The sequence below is a fragment of the Streptomyces sp. NPDC056347 genome (assembly GCF_042262625.1).
In the GTDB taxonomy this organism is placed as follows: Bacteria; Actinomycetota; Actinomycetes; order Streptomycetales; family Streptomycetaceae; genus Streptomyces.
The window spans coordinates 1-15,427 of the sequence record NZ_JBHJQP010000187.1 but is presented as its reverse complement, the minus strand read 5'-3'; the positions used below and the strand labels follow the sequence as shown (position 1 = coordinate 15,427).

At 71.0% G+C, this 15,427-nt stretch carries 11 protein-coding genes, 1 tRNA gene and 1 pseudogene; 2 read left to right on the top strand and 11 right to left on the bottom strand.

Features of this window, described 5'->3' with window-relative positions:
* Window positions 1-47: 47 nt before the first annotated feature.
* The 5 genes and pseudogenes from ACFCV8_RS30770 to ACFCV8_RS30750 form a co-directional block, all read right to left on the bottom strand.
* Window positions 48-935: a Bax inhibitor-1/YccA family protein gene (locus ACFCV8_RS30770; protein WP_376688767.1), complete on the bottom strand. Its 888-nt coding sequence runs from the start codon at window positions 933-935 to the stop codon at window positions 48-50.
* A 226-nt stretch (window positions 936-1,161) separates the two neighbouring features.
* On the bottom strand, window positions 1,162-1,491 hold the full coding sequence (locus tag ACFCV8_RS30765) for an ArsR/SmtB family transcription factor (protein WP_376688766.1): 330 nt from the start codon (window positions 1,489-1,491) through the stop codon (window positions 1,162-1,164).
* Between the two features lie 182 nt (window positions 1,492-1,673).
* A pseudogene (locus ACFCV8_RS30760) lies at window positions 1,674-2,087 on the bottom strand (ATP-binding protein).
* Window positions 2,084-3,805: a SulP family inorganic anion transporter gene (locus tag ACFCV8_RS30755; RefSeq protein ID WP_376688765.1), complete on the bottom strand. Its 1,722-nt coding sequence runs from the start codon at window positions 3,803-3,805 to the stop codon at window positions 2,084-2,086. The pseudogene ACFCV8_RS30760 and the gene ACFCV8_RS30755 overlap by 4 nt, the downstream one beginning before the upstream one ends.
* A gap of 399 nt (window positions 3,806-4,204) precedes the next feature.
* A tRNA-Leu gene (locus ACFCV8_RS30750) sits at window positions 4,205-4,290 on the bottom strand.
* A 497-nt stretch (window positions 4,291-4,787) separates the two neighbouring features.
* On the opposite strand from ACFCV8_RS30750, the gene ACFCV8_RS30745 reads away from it, so the two are divergent.
* Together ACFCV8_RS30745 and ACFCV8_RS30740 are read left to right on the top strand one after the other, a co-directional pair.
* The gene (locus ACFCV8_RS30745) at window positions 4,788-5,555 is read left to right on the top strand and encodes an ABC transporter ATP-binding protein (RefSeq protein WP_376688764.1); all 768 of its coding nucleotides are present in this window, start codon (window positions 4,788-4,790) and stop codon (window positions 5,553-5,555) included.
* A gap of 55 nt (window positions 5,556-5,610) precedes the next feature.
* Entirely contained in the window at window positions 5,611-8,139 is a 2,529-nt protein-coding gene (locus ACFCV8_RS30740; protein ID WP_376688763.1) for an ABC transporter permease, read from the top strand.
* 94 nt (window positions 8,140-8,233) lie between these two features.
* Here the strand turns inward: ACFCV8_RS30740 and ACFCV8_RS30735 are convergent, their stop codons facing one another.
* The 6 genes from ACFCV8_RS30735 to eno all read right to left on the bottom strand — a co-directional run bounded on the left by ACFCV8_RS30735 (window position 8,234) and on the right by eno (window position 15,169).
* Window positions 8,234-9,544 carry a class I SAM-dependent methyltransferase gene (locus ACFCV8_RS30735; RefSeq protein WP_376688762.1) on the bottom strand — a complete coding sequence of 437 codons (1,311 nt, stop codon included), beginning with the start codon at window positions 9,542-9,544 and terminating at the stop codon, window positions 8,234-8,236.
* A gap of 259 nt (window positions 9,545-9,803) precedes the next feature.
* Window positions 9,804-11,189, bottom strand: coding sequence for an NAD(P)/FAD-dependent oxidoreductase (locus tag ACFCV8_RS30730; protein WP_352276964.1), 1,386 nt, complete (start codon window positions 11,187-11,189; stop codon window positions 9,804-9,806).
* Between the two features lie 466 nt (window positions 11,190-11,655).
* Entirely contained in the window at window positions 11,656-12,597 is a 942-nt protein-coding gene (locus ACFCV8_RS30725) for an exopolyphosphatase (RefSeq protein WP_376688761.1), read from the bottom strand.
* A gap of 68 nt (window positions 12,598-12,665) precedes the next feature.
* The gene (locus tag ACFCV8_RS30720) at window positions 12,666-13,211 is read right to left on the bottom strand and encodes a DUF501 domain-containing protein (protein WP_376688760.1); all 546 of its coding nucleotides are present in this window, start codon (window positions 13,209-13,211) and stop codon (window positions 12,666-12,668) included.
* A 59-nt stretch (window positions 13,212-13,270) separates the two neighbouring features.
* On the bottom strand, window positions 13,271-13,741 hold the full coding sequence (locus tag ACFCV8_RS30715; protein WP_376688759.1) for a septum formation initiator family protein: 471 nt from the start codon (window positions 13,739-13,741) through the stop codon (window positions 13,271-13,273).
* A 138-nt stretch (window positions 13,742-13,879) separates the two neighbouring features.
* Window positions 13,880-15,169, bottom strand: coding sequence for a phosphopyruvate hydratase (eno, locus tag ACFCV8_RS30710; RefSeq protein ID WP_376688758.1), 1,290 nt, complete (start codon window positions 15,167-15,169; stop codon window positions 13,880-13,882).
* Window positions 15,170-15,427: the final 258 nt, after the last annotated feature.

The window sequence follows — 15,427 nt, the reverse complement described above, 5'->3', positions numbered from 1 at the left end:
GGCGGTGCCTGCGGGCCGTTCCCGTCGTACGGGCGCGGGACGACGGATCAGTCGTCGCCGCTGAGGATGGAGATCAGACGCAGCATCTCCAGGTAGATCCACACCAGCGTCATGGTGAGGCCGAAGGCGGCCAGCCAGGACTCCTCGCGGGGCGCGCCGAAGGCGATGCCGTCCTCGACCTGCTTGAAGTCCAGGGCCAGGAAGCAGGCGCCGAGGATGATCCCGACGACACCGAAGAGGATGCCGAGGCCACCGCTGCGGAAGCCCAGCCCGTCACCGCCGCCGAAGACGGCGAACAGCAGGTTCACCATCATCAGGAGCATGAAGCCCATGGCCGCGGCCATCACGAAGCCGTAGAACCGGCGGGTGACACGGATCCAGCGCATCTTGTACGCGATGAGCACACCGGCGAAGACACACATGGTGCCCATCACCGCCTGCATCACGACGCCCGGCCCGATGTAGGTGCTGACCGCGCTGGAGATCACTCCGAGGAAGACGCCCTCGAAGGCCGCGTACGAGACGATCAGCGCCGGCACCGGCCTGCGCTTGAAGGACTGGATGAGCGACAGCACGAACGCCACCAGGGCGGCGCCGATCGCGATGCCGTACGACTTGCCGAGGTTCGCCGCGTCGACCGGCAGCAGCCACCAGGCGGCCGCGGCACCGAGCACCACGGTGCCCAGCGTGATGGCCGTGCGCGTGACGACGTCGTCGATCGTCATCGCGCCGGTGCGCGCCGGTGCCTGCGGGGCGCCGAGCTGGGCGTCCGGCTGGGCGTAGGGGTTGGTGGCGTACGGGTTCGCGGCCGTGCCCTGCGCGTACGGGTTGGCACCCGCTGCGGGGGCCCCGGCCTGCGGCGCCGTGTTGAAGCCCGCGTATCCGTTGTCGCGGCTGAAGCCCCGTCGCGAGAAGACCGGGTTGCTGCTCCTCATCTCACTCCTCCATGGCCACCCTGCGTGGCCTTCCCACAAGAGTAATGGGTAGGCAAAAGAATCAGGCTAGTGCTTGGGGAGGATCTTTGCGCAACCGACAGGCTGACGCCACCCGCTGTCCGCGACGCGCCGGGGCACCCCCGGCCGGTCGCTCCGCACGGACGGCCGTGTCCTTGGCGCCGGGCCCGGGAAGGGCCTGCCCCGGGCCGCCGTACCGCTCCTCGCGCTACTCCCTCGCGCGCAGGTCCGCCAGCAGTTCCGCCTGGCCGGCGAGGACCCCGGACAGGATCGTCCGGGCGACCTTCAGCAACTCCGCCACCTGCGGATTGGCCAGCGAGTAGTACACCCCCGAGCCCTCCCGGCGGGTGACCACCAGGTTCGCCCTGCGCAGGACGGCCAGCTGCTGCGAGAGGTGGGCGGGCTCGACGCCGATCTCGGACAGCATCTCGGAGACCGCGTGCTCACGCTCGCTGAGGAGCTCCAGCACCCGGATGCGTACGGGGTGGCCGAGGGTCTTGAAGAACTCGGCCTTCAGTTGGTACAGCGGCGCGCTCATCGAAGCGGCCTCGCGTCCCCGGCCCCGGCCGACCGGTCGGCCCGTCGCGGCCGTGCGTGTCCCGTGCATCGCGTCCACCCAAAACTTTTCGCCATGGGGCCATCCTCGCGCGCCCGCCCCACCTTGCCGACCTCGTGAATTGCCAACTTTAGCTATGAAGAACATCCCCCGTCCGAGCCGCGCTACGCGCTCCGCGACGGCACTGTGGTCCAGATGCTCTTCCCGGGCCCGTCCGCGTCGCCCCGCACCACGGCGGTGCCCCCGGGGCCGTGGGTGAGTTCGGCGACCGCAGCAAGGCCGGTGCCGGCCGGTACGGGTGGCTGTCGTGGACGCCGAGGGCGAACGTGCCGGGGCCCGCCGCGCAGGACACGGTCACGTCGGGCGAGGCCACGACCGCGTGCCGGACGCTGTTGGCGGCCGACTCGCCGAGGGTCAGAGGACCAGCAGGGTCGGGCCGACGCCGGGGTGGTGCGGCCCGATGCCCCGTTCGGCCCTCACCTGCTCGTGGTCCCGCGGGCCGTGCGGACGGCGGCGCCCGTCGTGGGCAGGGTGGTCGGTACGTGGCGCGGTGGCGGGGCGCCGAGGCGTCCCCTCACGCCCCGGACACCTCCCCGGGGACCACTCCGGCGCTGTGCAGCCGGACGCGGGCGGCCGCGATGGCCTCCGGGGTGGTGGCGTAGTCGCGCCCGTCGGGCCGCAGCAGCTCCAGGGCGCCCACGGCCTCCAGCGCCCGGAGCTGGCCGGGCCTGATCCCGGAGGCCAGGACGGTGATGCCGCGCCGGTCGAGCTTCCGCACGGCGTCCTTGAGCACCAGGGCGCCGGTGGCGTCCACGGTCGTGATCCGCGACATCCGCAGGATCACCACGCGGACGTCGGCGACCTCGGAGAGTTCGAGCAGGAAGCGGTGGGCCCCGGCGAAGAAGAGCGGCCCGTCGATCCGGTAGGCGACGATGTGCTCGGCCAGCAGCGCGTGCTCCTCCTCGCCGTGGTCGCCGAGCAGCTCGGGGCGCAGCTCCACCCGGTCCATCCGGGCCTGCCCGGCCACCGCCCGCAGGGCCAGCGCCCCGGCCACCACCAGGCCGATGATCACCGCCTGGACCAGGTCGAGGACGAGTGTGGCGACGGCCGTCAGGACCAGGACCACGGCGTCCGACCGGGTGGCGCGGGCCATCGCCCGCAGCGAGCCGACCTCGACCATGCGGATCGCGGTGGCCAGCAGTACGCCCGCCAGCGCGGCGAGCGGGATGCGGGAGACGAGCGGGGCCGCCGCGAAGACGATGGCGGCGAGGACGGCGGCGTGGGTGAACGCGGCGAGCCGCGAGCCCGCCCCCGTACGGACGTTGACCGCGGTACGCGCGATGGCGGCCGTCGCCGGGACACCGCCGAACAGCGGGGCTGCCAGGTTGGCGACGCCCTGGCCGAACAGCTCCCGGTCGGGATCGTGCTGCTGGCCGACCGTCATCCCGTCGGCGACGGTGGCCGACAGCAGCGACTCCAGGGCCGCCAGCGCGGCCACCGCGACGGCGGGTGCCAGCAGCGAGCCCAGCACCGCCGTGTCCAGGAAGTCCAGCGAGGGGACGGGCAGCCCGGACGGCAGATCGCCGATCGGCTGCGCCCCGGACGGCCCGAACACCTCGACGGCCACGGTCGCGGCGGCCACCGCGACGATCGAGAACGGGACGGTGGGCCGCAGCCGGGCGCCCAGCAGCATCACGGCCGCCACCCCGGCGGCGAGCCCGGCGGCGGTCCAGTTCGGCGCCTTCGCGAACTCCCCGGCCGCCCGCCAGGCCACCACCAGCACCTTCTCGCCCTCGGGCCTGGGCACCCCGAGCGCGCCCGGCACCTGCTGGAGCGCGATGACGCAGGCGATGCCCAGGGTGAAGCCCTCGACCACCGGGGCCGGTACGTACCGCATGTAGCGGCCGGCCCGCAGCAGGGCCAGGCCGATCAGCAGGACGCCCGCCATCATCCCCACGGTCAGCACGCCGCCGGGCCCGTACTCGGCGACGATCGGCACGAGCACGACCGTCATCGCCCCGGTCGGGCCGGAGACCTGGAGGTTGGAGCCGCCGAACAGCGCCGCCAGCGCCCCGGCCACCACCGCGGTCGCGAGCCCCGCCTCGGCGCCGAGCCCGGAGGAGACCCCGAAGCCGAGGGCGAGCGGCAGCGCCACGATGGCGACGGTGAGTCCGGCCAGCAGATCGCGGCGCGGGTCGCGGCGCATGGCCTCGATGTCGGACCGGCGGGGCAGCAGCGCGCGCACCCGCCGCAGGAGCGGCGCGGAACGACTGCCCGCACCGTCATGACCTGGCATTTCCGGAACCGGCACGACCACGGACCCCCTCGCCCCCGGAAGCGCCGGGGTGCAGCTCGGCACGGATGCGTCCGAGACCAGCGGCGGACGCTTCAGAACAAAGCATGTAGCGAATTGCATAATTTTGCAATTCATACATGTCGCAGCTCTATGCGCCCCGAATGCGCTTTGAATGCGCCCGGAACGCGCTCCCGAACACACCCTCGAACACACTCCGGAGTCACTCCGGGTGGAATTCCGGATCGCCCTTTACCCTCCGGCGCGCGGTCCAGTAACGTGCCGACCAACCGGTACGACGCGTTCACACCCGAACAACAGGAGTAGCGGAACCGACGGGACGCGCGGGCCCGGAGAGGGGTCGCGGAAGCGGCGGCCCGGACCGGCCGTCCGGCGATGAAGTGGTGCCTGGAACCGGACTCGAACCGGTACGCCCCCGAGGGGCAGCGAGGTTTAAGCTCGCCGTGTCTGCATTCCACCATCCAGGCTGGCGCGCGGCTCCGCGTTGGCACATGACCCTATCGGGGTACCTCGCCCGAACAGCGGACCTCTGAGGCGATGTTGTCTTATTTTATTGACCGTTTGAGGAGCCGTCAGCACTCCTGAAGGGGCATCGTCACATGCCTGGGCAGGGTATGGGGCACGGCGGCAAGCCATCCGAATTGACGTAAAGTCGCCGCACTCGGGCGGCGCAGCCGCCGGGCGTGCGCCTGCTCCTGCCACACGCGCGCCGTCCGACCGGGCCTGGACCCCGCCGGGCCGCCCCGTTGTAGCCCTCCCGAGTGACGGGCCCCGGGGACCGTGTCATACCGCAGGATGACACCGGGCACCGCCGATGCGACTCAAGACGGCCCGAGGAACGGGCATGCGGACTGACGATCGGCGCCGCGACGGCCAGGAGGATTGAGGGGTACCGAACAGTCCCCGAACACGTCCGAACACGAACCGGACGAGGCTCGGCCGGAGCCCGAATCAGGAGAGTCCCGTGACCACCCTTTCCGCACCCAGCGTCACCACGGTGGCCGCACGCGCCACGGATCTGTCGAAGGTCTACGGGGAGGGCGAGACCAGGGTCACCGCCCTGGACCGGGTCACCGTGGACTTCCCGCGCGGCGAGTTCACCGCGATCATGGGGCCGTCCGGCTCCGGCAAGTCCACGCTGATGCACTGCGTGGCCGGCCTCGACAGCTTCAGCAGCGGCTCGGTACGGATCGGCGACACCGAGCTCGGCTCCCTCAAGGACAAGCAGCTCACCCAGCTCCGCCGGGACAAGATCGGCTTCATCTTCCAGGCGTTCAACCTGCTGCCGACGCTGACCGCGTACGAGAACATCACGCTCCCCATGGACATCGCGGGCCGCAAGCCCGACGCCGAGTGGGTGCGCCGGGTCATCGACATGGTGGGGCTCGCCGACCGGCTGACCCACCGGCCCACGGAGCTCTCCGGCGGCCAGCAGCAGCGCGTCGCGGTGGCCCGTGCCCTGGCCTCGCGGCCGGAGATCATCTTCGGTGACGAGCCGACCGGGAACCTGGACTCCCGCTCCGGCGCCGAGGTCCTCGGCTTCCTGCGCAACTCGGTGCGCGAGATGGGCCAGACCGTGGTGATGGTGACCCACGACCCGGCCGCCGCCTCCTACGCGGACCGGGTCATCTTCCTCGCGGACGGCCGGATCGTCGACCAGATGATGCACCCCACCGCGGACGGGGTCCTGGACCGGATGAAGGCGTTCGACGCCAAGGGCCGCACCAGCTGAGTCCCGCCCTTCCCCGCGACCTCAGGACTTCCTCCCGATCCCAGGACTGACTGACATGTTCCGTACCGCCCTGCGCAATGTGCTCGCGCACAAGGCCAGGCTGCTGATGACCGTCCTCGCCGTGATGCTCGGCGTGGCCTTCGTCTCCGGCACCCTGGTCTTCACCGACACCCTCGGCAACGCCCTGCGCAACCAGTCGGCGAAGAGCTACGACGACGTCGCCGTCGCCGTCACCACGTACGCCAACCAGACCGACGAGAAGACCCCCGGCATCACGGCCGACACCCTGAAGAAGATCCAGAACCTGGACGGCGTCAGCACCGCCACCGGCCGGGTCTCCGGCTTCGCCGGGGTCGCCGACCCCGACGGCAAGCTGATCGGCAACGGCTGGTCGAACACCGGGGCCAACTACTCCCCCGCCAAGGACGGCAAGGACCCCGCGTACACCTTCACGGACGGCACCGGGCCGGCCTCCGCCGACCGGATCGCGCTCGACGCGGACACCGCCGAGAAGGGCAAGTACCACGTCGGTGACCGGGTCCGGGTCGCCACCAACGGGCCGGTGAAGGAGTACACCCTCTCCGGTGTCTTCACCACCGAGGACGGTGCGGTCAACGCGGGCGGCAGCCTGGTGCTCTTCGACACCCAGGTCGCCCAGAAGCTCTACCTGCGGCCCGGCGTGTTCCATGAGGCCACCGTCTCGGCGGCCTCCGGCGCCTCCGCGGACAAGCTGCTCGCCGAGGTGAAGCCGCTGCTGCCCAAGGACGCCGAGGCCAAGACCGGCAAGGAGCTCGCGGACGAGCAGGCCAAGGACATCTCCAAGGGCCTGAGCGGTATCAACACCATGCTGCTGGCCTTCGCGGGCATCGCTCTGTTCGTCGGCATCTTCCTGATCGCCAACACCTTCACGATGCTGGTCGCCCAGCGCACGAAGGAGCTGGCCCTGATGCGCGCCGTCGGCGCCTCCCGCCGCCAGGTCAAGCGCTCGGTGCTGCTCGAGGCGGCCTTCGTCGGTGTCATCGCCTCGGTCATCGGCTTCGTCCTCGGGCTCGGCCTCGCCATTGGGCTGCGCTCGGCGATGGGCGCCTTCGGCGCCAAGGTCCCGGCCGGTCCGCTGGTCGTCTCGCCCACCGCGGTCGTCGCCTCGTTCGCCGTCGGTGTCGTGGTCACGGTGCTGGCCGCCTGGCTGCCCGCCCGCCGGGCCGCGAAGATCCCGCCGGTCGCCGCGATGAACAGCGTGCACGCGACGGCCACCGTGAAGTCCCTGGTGCTGCGCAACTCGATCGGTTCGGTGATCAGCCTGCTGGGCGCGGCGGCCATCGTGGGCGGCGCGGCCAAGTCCGGCTCGACCGGCCGGACCATCATCGCCGTGGGTGCCTTCCTCACGCTGATCGGTGTCATCGTGCTGATCCCGCTGCTCTCGCGGCCGGTGATCGCGCTGGTCCGCCCGCTGCTGCGGAAGGTCTTCGGGGTCTCCGGGAAGCTGGCCGCGCAGAACGCGGTCCGCAACCCGCGCCGCACCGGCACCACCGCCTCCGCGCTGGCCATCGGCCTCACCCTCGTCACCGGCATCTCGGTGCTCGGCGTCACCCTCGGCCAGGCGGTCGACCGGGCGACGACGGACAACCTCAGGGCCGACTACATGGTGACGATGGCGAACGGCCATGCCCTCGACAAGTCCGCGCTCACCGCGCTGGAGAAGGCCGGCAAGGTCTCGGCCATCTCGCCGAACCAGTACACCGGGATCGAGGTCAAGGGCGACTACCAGAGCGCCTCCGCCGTCTCCGCCGCGGACCTGCAGAAGGTCTTCGCGCTCACAACCGTCTCCGGCTCGCTCGACACGCTCGGCAAGGGCGAGATCGCCGTCTCCGACAAGACCGCGAAGGACAAGGGCTGGAAGACCGGCGACACCCTGCCGGTGACGTTCGACGACAGGAAGAAGGGCGAGCTGCGGATCGGCGCGGTCTTCGAGGAGAACGCCTTCCTCTCGCCGGTCCTGGTCTCCACGGACATCGCCGACGAGCACGGCGGGTCCGCCAACATCCAGGAGATCTGGCTGACGACGGACGGCGGTGCGACCGACGCCAACGAGCAGGCCGTGGTCGACGCGCTGGGCAACAACCCGGCGGTGAGCATCATGGACCGTCAGGACATCCGCAACATGTTCGGCGGCTCGGTCAACCTCGCGATGAACATCATGTACGGGCTGCTCGCGATGGCCCTGATCATCGCGGTCCTCGGGGTCGTCAACACCCTGGCGATGTCGGTCTTCGAGCGTCAGCAGGAGATCGGCATGCTGCGGGCCATCGGTCTGGACCGGCGCCGGGTGAAGCGCATGATCCGGCTGGAGGCCGTGGTCATCTCGCTCTTCGGCGCGGTGGTCGGGATCGGGCTCGGCGTGTTCCTCGGCTGGGCGATCGGGCAGACCATCTCCTCGGACATCCCGGGGTACGTGCTGGTCCTCCCGTGGGGCCGGATCGCGATCTTCCTGGCGCTGGCGGCGGCGGTGGGCGTACTGGCCGCCCTCTGGCCGGCCCGCAGCGCCGCGAGGCTCAACATGCTGACCGCGATCAAGACGGAGTAGCGGGCCGCGGAAGCCTCGCGGAACACGGCCGGGGGCCGGTGCACGCAGTCGTACGTACGCTGCGCGCACCGGCCCCCTTTCGCGTGACGGGCGGTCAGCCGGTCGCGGGGGCCGTCCAGGCGCGGGCCCGCAGCGGCAGCCCGGAGGCGCCGCCCGCCGCCGGGCGCACCGCGAGGATCTGGTTGACGCCGATCCTGTTGTGCTCGAAGGAGAGGGCGGAGGCGGCCATGTAGAGGCGCCAGACCCTGGCCCGGCCGGGCGAGGTCATCCGTACCGCCCGGTCCCAGTGCCGCTCCAGGTTGGCGACCCAGCGGCGCAGGGTCAGCGCGTAGTGCTCGCGGAGCGACTCGACGTCCCGGGCCTCGAAGCCGGCCGCTTCGAGGGTGCTCACGGTCCGGCCCAGCGGGGCCAGTTCGCCGTCCGGGAAGACGTAGGCGTCGATGAACGCGTCCACCTCGTAAGCGCCCTCGTCCGGCTCCGGGCGGCGGGCGATCTGGTGGTTGAGGAGGCGCCCGCCGGGTTTCAGGAGGGCGTAGAGGTCGTCGGCGTACTCACGGAAGCGGTCCGAGCCGACGTGCTCCGCCATGCCGATCGACGAGATCGCGTCGTACGGGCCGTCCCTGACGTCCCGGTAGTCCTGGACGCGGATCTCGACGCGGTCGGTCAGGCCCTCGTCCGCGATGCGTTTCCTGGCGAAGGCGGCCTGCTCGACGGAGAGGGTGACCCCGGTGACCCGGGCGCCGTACTCGCGGGCGGCGTGGATGGCCATGGAGCCCCAGCCGCAGCCGACGTCGAGGAGCCGGTCGCCCTCCTTCAGCCCGAGCTTGCGGCAGACCAGGTCCAGCTTGTCGCGCTGGGCGTCCTCCAGGGTGCCGCCGTCCTCCCAGTAGGCGCAGGAGTAGACCATGGAGGGGCCGAGGACCAGGGAGTAGAAATCGTTGCCCACGTCGTAGTGGTGGCTGATGGCGGCCCGGTCGCGGCCCTTGGTGTGGAGCGGGCCGGTGCGGCGCCGCACCTCCTCGGCCGGCGGGGCCGGCGGGGTCCAGGGTCCGGCCATCCGCAGCAGCCCCTTGGCGAAGGCCCGCAGCTTCGGGTCGCGGACCGGGTCGAGGGGCCCGGCCCCCCCGGTCCCCTTCTCCCGTTCCCAGATCAGTGAGGCCAGCAGGTCCAGGGCCTCGTACAGATCGCCCTCCACGTCGAGGTCACCGGCCACCCAGGCGCGGGCCAGGCCCAGTTCGCCCGGCTTCCAGAGCAGACGGCGCAGCGCGCGGCGGTGACTGATCACCAGTTCGGGGGCACCGGGCGGTCCCGATCGGCTGCCGTCCCAGGCCCGGATACGGACCGGCAGCTTTTCTCCCAGAAACTCCTCGGCAAGAGCGGTCAGCCGCAATGCGGCGTCTGCCATGGCGCACACCTCCGTGATGGTGGTTCCAATGTGCCCAAACCTGGTCGAACATGCATGCAACCACGCCGGACACCAGTGCGCCCCGGCGAGGTCCGTACCCCTCAACAGTCCACGGCCCGGCGGTCATCCCGCTACCACGCAACGGAACGGCAAAAAGGTGCGCTGTACACACACCTGGACGTGCCGAAGGGGCCGTCCGCACCACGGATGGCGGACGGCCCCTTCGGGCAGGACGCGGGCGAGTGGGCCCGCGGGCGGGCTAGGAGGCCTTGGCCTTCTCGCCCTCGGCCTTCGCGGCGGCCGGGGCCGGGGCCGGCTTGGCGGCCTCGTAGAACTCCTCGCGCGGCGTCTCCATGGCGCCGAGCGAGACGACCTCGCGCTTGAGGAACATGGCGAGGGTCCAGTCGGCGAAGATCCGGATCTTGCGGTTCCAGGTCGGCATCGCCAGACCGTGGTAGCCACGGTGCATGTACCAGGCGAGACGGCCCTTGAGCTTGATCTTCATCTTGCCCATGACGATCATCGCGACGCCCTTGTGCAGGCCGAGACCGGCGACCGCACCCTTGTTGGCGTGGCTGTACTCCTTCTGCGGGAAGCCCCGCATGCCGGAGATCACGTTGTCGCCGAGGACCTTGGCCTGCCGCAGCGCGTGCTGCGCGTTGGGCGGGCACCAGGCGTTCGGGTTGCCGGCGCGGCGGCCGATCATGTCCGGAACCTGGGCGTTGTCGCCCGCGGCCCAGATGTAGTCGGTGCCCTGCACCTGGAGCTTCTCGGAGGTGTCCACGTGACCGCGCGGACCGAGCGGCAGGCCGAAGCGGGCCAGCGCCGGGTTCGGCTTCACACCGGCCGTCCACACGATCGTGTTGGAGTCGACCTCCAGACCGTTCTTCAGGACGACGTGACCGTCGACGCAGGAGTCCATGGAGGTCGAGAGGAAGACCTCGACGCCACGGGACTCCAGGTGCTCACGGCCCCAGGTGCCCAGCTTCGGGCCGACCTCGGGAAGGATCTTGTCGGCGGCGTCGACCAGGATGAAGCGCATGTCCTCGCGCTTCACGTTGGTGTAGTACTTGGCCGCGTCGCGGGCCATGTCCTCGACCTCACCGATGGTCTCCGCGCCGGCGAAGCCGCCGCCCACGAAGACGAAGGTCAGCGCCTTGCGGCGGACCTCCTCGTCGGTCGTCGAGTCGGCCTTGTCCAGCTGCTCGAGGACGTGGTTGCGCAGGCCGATGGCCTCCTCGATGCCCTTCATGCCGATGCCCTGCTCGGCGAGGCCGGGGATCGGGAAGGTACGGGAGACCGCGCCCATCGCGATGACCAGGTAGTCGAAGGGCAGCTCGTAGGCCTCGCCGACGAGCGGCGCGACCGTGGCGACCTTGCGGTCCTGATCGATGGTGGTGACGCGACCGGTGAGCACCTCGGCCTTCGGCAGGACGCGCCGCAGCGGGACGACGACATGCCGAGGGGAGATGCTGCCGGCGGCAGCTTCGGGAAGGAAGGGCTGGTAGGTCATGTACGAACGCGGGTCGACGACCGTGACGGTCGCCTCGCCGAAGCGCATCTTCTTGAGAATGCGTCGAGCTGCGTACAGGCCTACGTACCCACCGCCTACAACGAGGATCCTGGGACGCTCCGTGGTGCTCATGGCATCGAGTATCCACCCCCTTGCGCGGGTGGGTTAGTGCGCCCCTTCACAAGGTATGGGCGCCCCTCTGCTACACTGCGCCGCCCACGTGACCTACGTCATGACACTCCGGGGGAACCGCAGCCCGGCCGCGGACGTTATGCACCGCCTGTGAGCTGGCTCTTGAGCCTTTCCGCCGGGTGAACCACTCCCCCGGAAAGCCCTTCGGCGACCGGCCCCGGAGGTGTCGGTGCGGAGCCACAACACCCTCGCGAGTGACTCCGGATGCCCGCAAGGGGCCGAACGGCCCTTCCGGGAGCCGAAATCCTTGTGAAGAAGTTCACGAACTTTGTCGCACGGCACCCTTCGAACCACCGCCCGGACACCTCTCCAGGGCTCAAAGGTGCAGGCCAAGCCGCGCGTGAGCGGTGCGTTCGAAGGCCCGGGACACCACCGGGCGCGTACGGAGAGGACGCGCCGCCCGGGGTTACGCGATCGACCAGGCGATGCCGTCGAGGATGTCGTGCTCGCTGACCACGACCTCCCGGGCCCCGGTCCGCTTCATCACGGCGAGCAGGATCAGCGCACCGGAGACGATCACATCGGCCCGTCCCGGGTGCATCGCGCCCAGCGCGGCCCGTTCGGCGTGCGTCGAGCCGAGCAGCCGGCCGGTGATCTCCTCGACCTGCTCGAAGGAGAGCCGGGAGTGGTGGATCGCCGACGAGTCGTACTCCTCCAGCCCCAGGGCGATCGCCGCGACCGTCGTGACGGTACCCGCCAGGCCGACCAGGGTGGCGGCCCCGGTGAGCGGGACGCTCTCCCCGGCGAGGTCGAGGGCGGCCTCGATGTCGGCCCGGATCGCCTCGACCTGCCCGGCGGCCGGCGGGTCGGTCAGGACGCCGTCGCGCACCAGGTGCCGCTCGGTCATCCGTACGCAGCCGATGTCCACGGAGCGGGCGGCGCCCACCCGGTCGTCGCCGACGACGAACTCGGTGGAGCCGCCGCCGATGTCGACCACCAGGTACGGCTTCGCGAGGTGCTCCTGGCCGGAGAGCTCCCGGGTGGCCCCGGTGAAGGAGAACTCGGCCTCCTGGTCGCCGCTGATCACCTCGGGCTCGACACCGAGGATGTCGACCACCCCGCGGACGAAGTCCTCGCGGTTCTCCGCGTCCCGGGAGGCGGAGGTGGCCACGAAGCGGAGCTGCCGCGCACCGTGCTCCTCGATCACCGCCGCGTACCGGCGGCACGCCGCGAACGTACGCTCCAGGGCCTCGGGGGCCAGCCGGCCGGTGCGGTCGACGCCCTGGCCGAGGCGGACGATCTCCATCCGCCGGTCCAGCTCGACGAGTTCACCGGTGACCGGGTCGGCGTCGGCGACGAGCAGGCGGATGGAGTTGGTACCGCAGTCGATGGCGGCCACGCGGGTCATGGTGCTGCTCCTGTGGAATCGGGCCCCTCCGGCGGACGAGGAGCGGGGTGGGGGGGCCTGAGGGGCGGTCAGCCCTCGTCCGGCGTGTCGCCCGGCTCGGCGCACGGCGTGACGCAGGGCCCCTTGCGCCACCACTCCGGCAGCATCGCGATCGCCTCGTCGCCCAGCGGGTTCACCCCCGGCCCGGCGGCCAGCGAGTGGCCGACCAGCACGTGCAGGCACTTCACCCGGTCCGGCATGCCGCCCGCGCTCGGGAAGCCCTCCAGCACCTCGATGGCGTCGCGCCGGGCGATGTAGTCCTCGTGGGCGGCCCGGTAGGCGGCGGCCAGCTCCGGGTCGGTGGCGAGGCGCTCGGTCATCTCCTTCATGACCCCGTTCGCCTCCAGCGTGCCGATCGCGGAGGCGGCGCGCGGGCACGTCAGGTAGTACGTCGTCGGGAACGGCGTGCCGTCCTCCAGCCGGGGCTGCGTCTCGACCACGTCCGGGTTGCCGCAGGGGCAGCGGTGCGCGATCGCGCGCAGACCGCGCGGCGGGCGGCCCAGCTGCTGCTGGAACGCGGCGATGTCCGCCTCGGTGGGCGCGGTGGGCTCGGTCTGGGGAGGGGGGGTGTCCATGCCTGCCTAGGTTCTGATCGGGTCTGCTCGAAATGCGGTACTGCGGACGGGCGGGGAGGTCAGTCGCGGTCGGCGCTGTCGACGCCGTCCCACAGGTTGGAGTGCCACGGCCGGCCGGACCCGTCCGTCCTGCCCTCGCGCTCCTCGACCGCGTCGGGGTCGATCACCGTATAACCGGTCTCCCCGGGAAGAAGGTAGTGCAGATGCGTGCGGGCCAGCCGCCTGATGTACGCGTCGTCCTGGAGCCGCGCCTTCTCGTCGCGCAGCTCCTCGGTGCGTTCCTCGGCCTTCTGCGCCAGGCGCCGCTGGTCGGCGATCTCGTGCCGCTGCGAGACGTAGCTGCGCATCGGGTACGCGAGCGCGACCACCAGGGAGCAGACGACGAGCGCCAGGAAGGCCGCCCGGCCGGTGAGCCGCGAGCGGCGGTCCTGGCGGCGGTTCTGCGAACGGTAGACGCGGGCCGCGGTCTGCTCGCCGAGCAGCCGCAGCCGGGTCGCGGTGGAGAACCGGTCCCGGTCCTTCGCGGCCATCTCTCCGCCTCCCCATCACACACATCCGTCCCCGCACACGGTACGGGACCGAGTGCGGGGACGGACGGAGGCCGTGGCCGTTCGCGGCGCCCGCTGCTCCGCGGGGCGCTGTTCCTACTGGTCCGCGGGGCGCTGTGCCTACTGGTCCGCGGGGCGGAACCGGGGGAAGGCGGAGCGGCCCGCGTACACCGCGGCGTCGTCGAGGATCTCCTCGATGCGCAGCAGCTGGTTGTACTTGGCGACACGGTCCGAGCGGGCCGGGGCGCCGGTCTTGATCTGGCCGCAGTTCACGGCGACGGCGAGGTCGGCGATGGTGACGTCCTCGGTCTCGCCGGAGCGGTGCGACATCATGCACTTGAAGCCGTTGCGCTGGGCCATCTCGACGGCGTCCAGGGTCTCGGTCAGCGAACCGATCTGGTTGACCTTGACGAGCAGGGCGTTGGCGGAGCCCTCCTCGATGCCGCGGGCCAGGCGCTCCGGGTTGGTGACGAAGAGGTCGTCGCCGACGATCTGCACCTTGGCGCCGAGCTTGTCGGTGATGACCTTCCAGCCGGCCCAGTCGTCCTCGAACAGCGGGTCCTCGATGGAGACCAGCGGGTACGCGGAGACGAGCTCCTCGTAGTACTCGGTCATCTCGGCGGCCGAGCGGGACTTGCCCTCGAACTCGTACTTGCCGTCCTTGTAGAACTCGGACGCGGCGACGTCGAGCGCGAGCGCGATGTCCTTGCCCGGGACGTAACCGGCCTCCTTGATGGCCTCGACGATGAGGTCGAGGGCGGCGCGGTTGGACTCCAGGTTCGGCGCGAAGCCGCCCTCGTCGCCGAGGCCGGTGGACAGGCCCTTGGTCTTCAGGACCTTCTTCAGCGTGTGGTAGACCTCGGCGCCCCAGCGCAGGGCCTCGGAGAAGGACTCCGCGCCGATCGGGGCGATCATGAACTCCTGGATGTCCACGTTGGAGTCGGCGTGCGAGCCGCCGTTCAGGATGTTCATCATCGGAACGGGCAGCAGGTGCGCGTTCGGGCCGCCGAGGTAGCGGAAGAGCGGCAGGTCCGAGGCCTCGGAGGCGGCGTGGGCGACGGCCAGCGAGACACCGAGGATGGCGTTGGCGCCGAGCGAGCCCTTGTTCTCCGTGGCGTCCAGGTCGAACATCGCCTGGTCGATCAGCCGCTGCTCGGTGGCGTCGTAGCCGACGAGCTCCGGGCCGATCTGCTCGATCACGGCGAGGACGGCCTTCTCGACGCCCTTGCCCTGGTAGCGGTTGGGGTCGCCGTCACGGAGCTCGATGGCCTCGAACTGGCCGGTGGAGGCGCCGGACGGAACGGCAGCACGGCCCGTGCTGCCGTCGTCGAGGCCGACCTCGACCTCGACCGTGGGGTTTCCGCGGGAGTCGAGGATTTCCCGGGCTACGACGACGTCGATGGACGGCACGTGGCATCTCCTTCTGGGATATGACGCTGTTGGTGCAGGGTCGCTTTGGCCTTGCGACAAGAGCCTAACCGGCCCGGCCCGCCCGGCCCCACGACCGCCCGGCCCCTGGGACGAAAAACGACCCGGGAGACCGTATTGCCGGACATACCACCCAAAACCTACTGAGCGGTAGCTACAACAGTTGAACACGCCCCCGCTCCCCCGAGCGGAGCGGAAAGGAAAGGGTGGCGCCCCGGCCCGGCACGCACGGGGGGATGC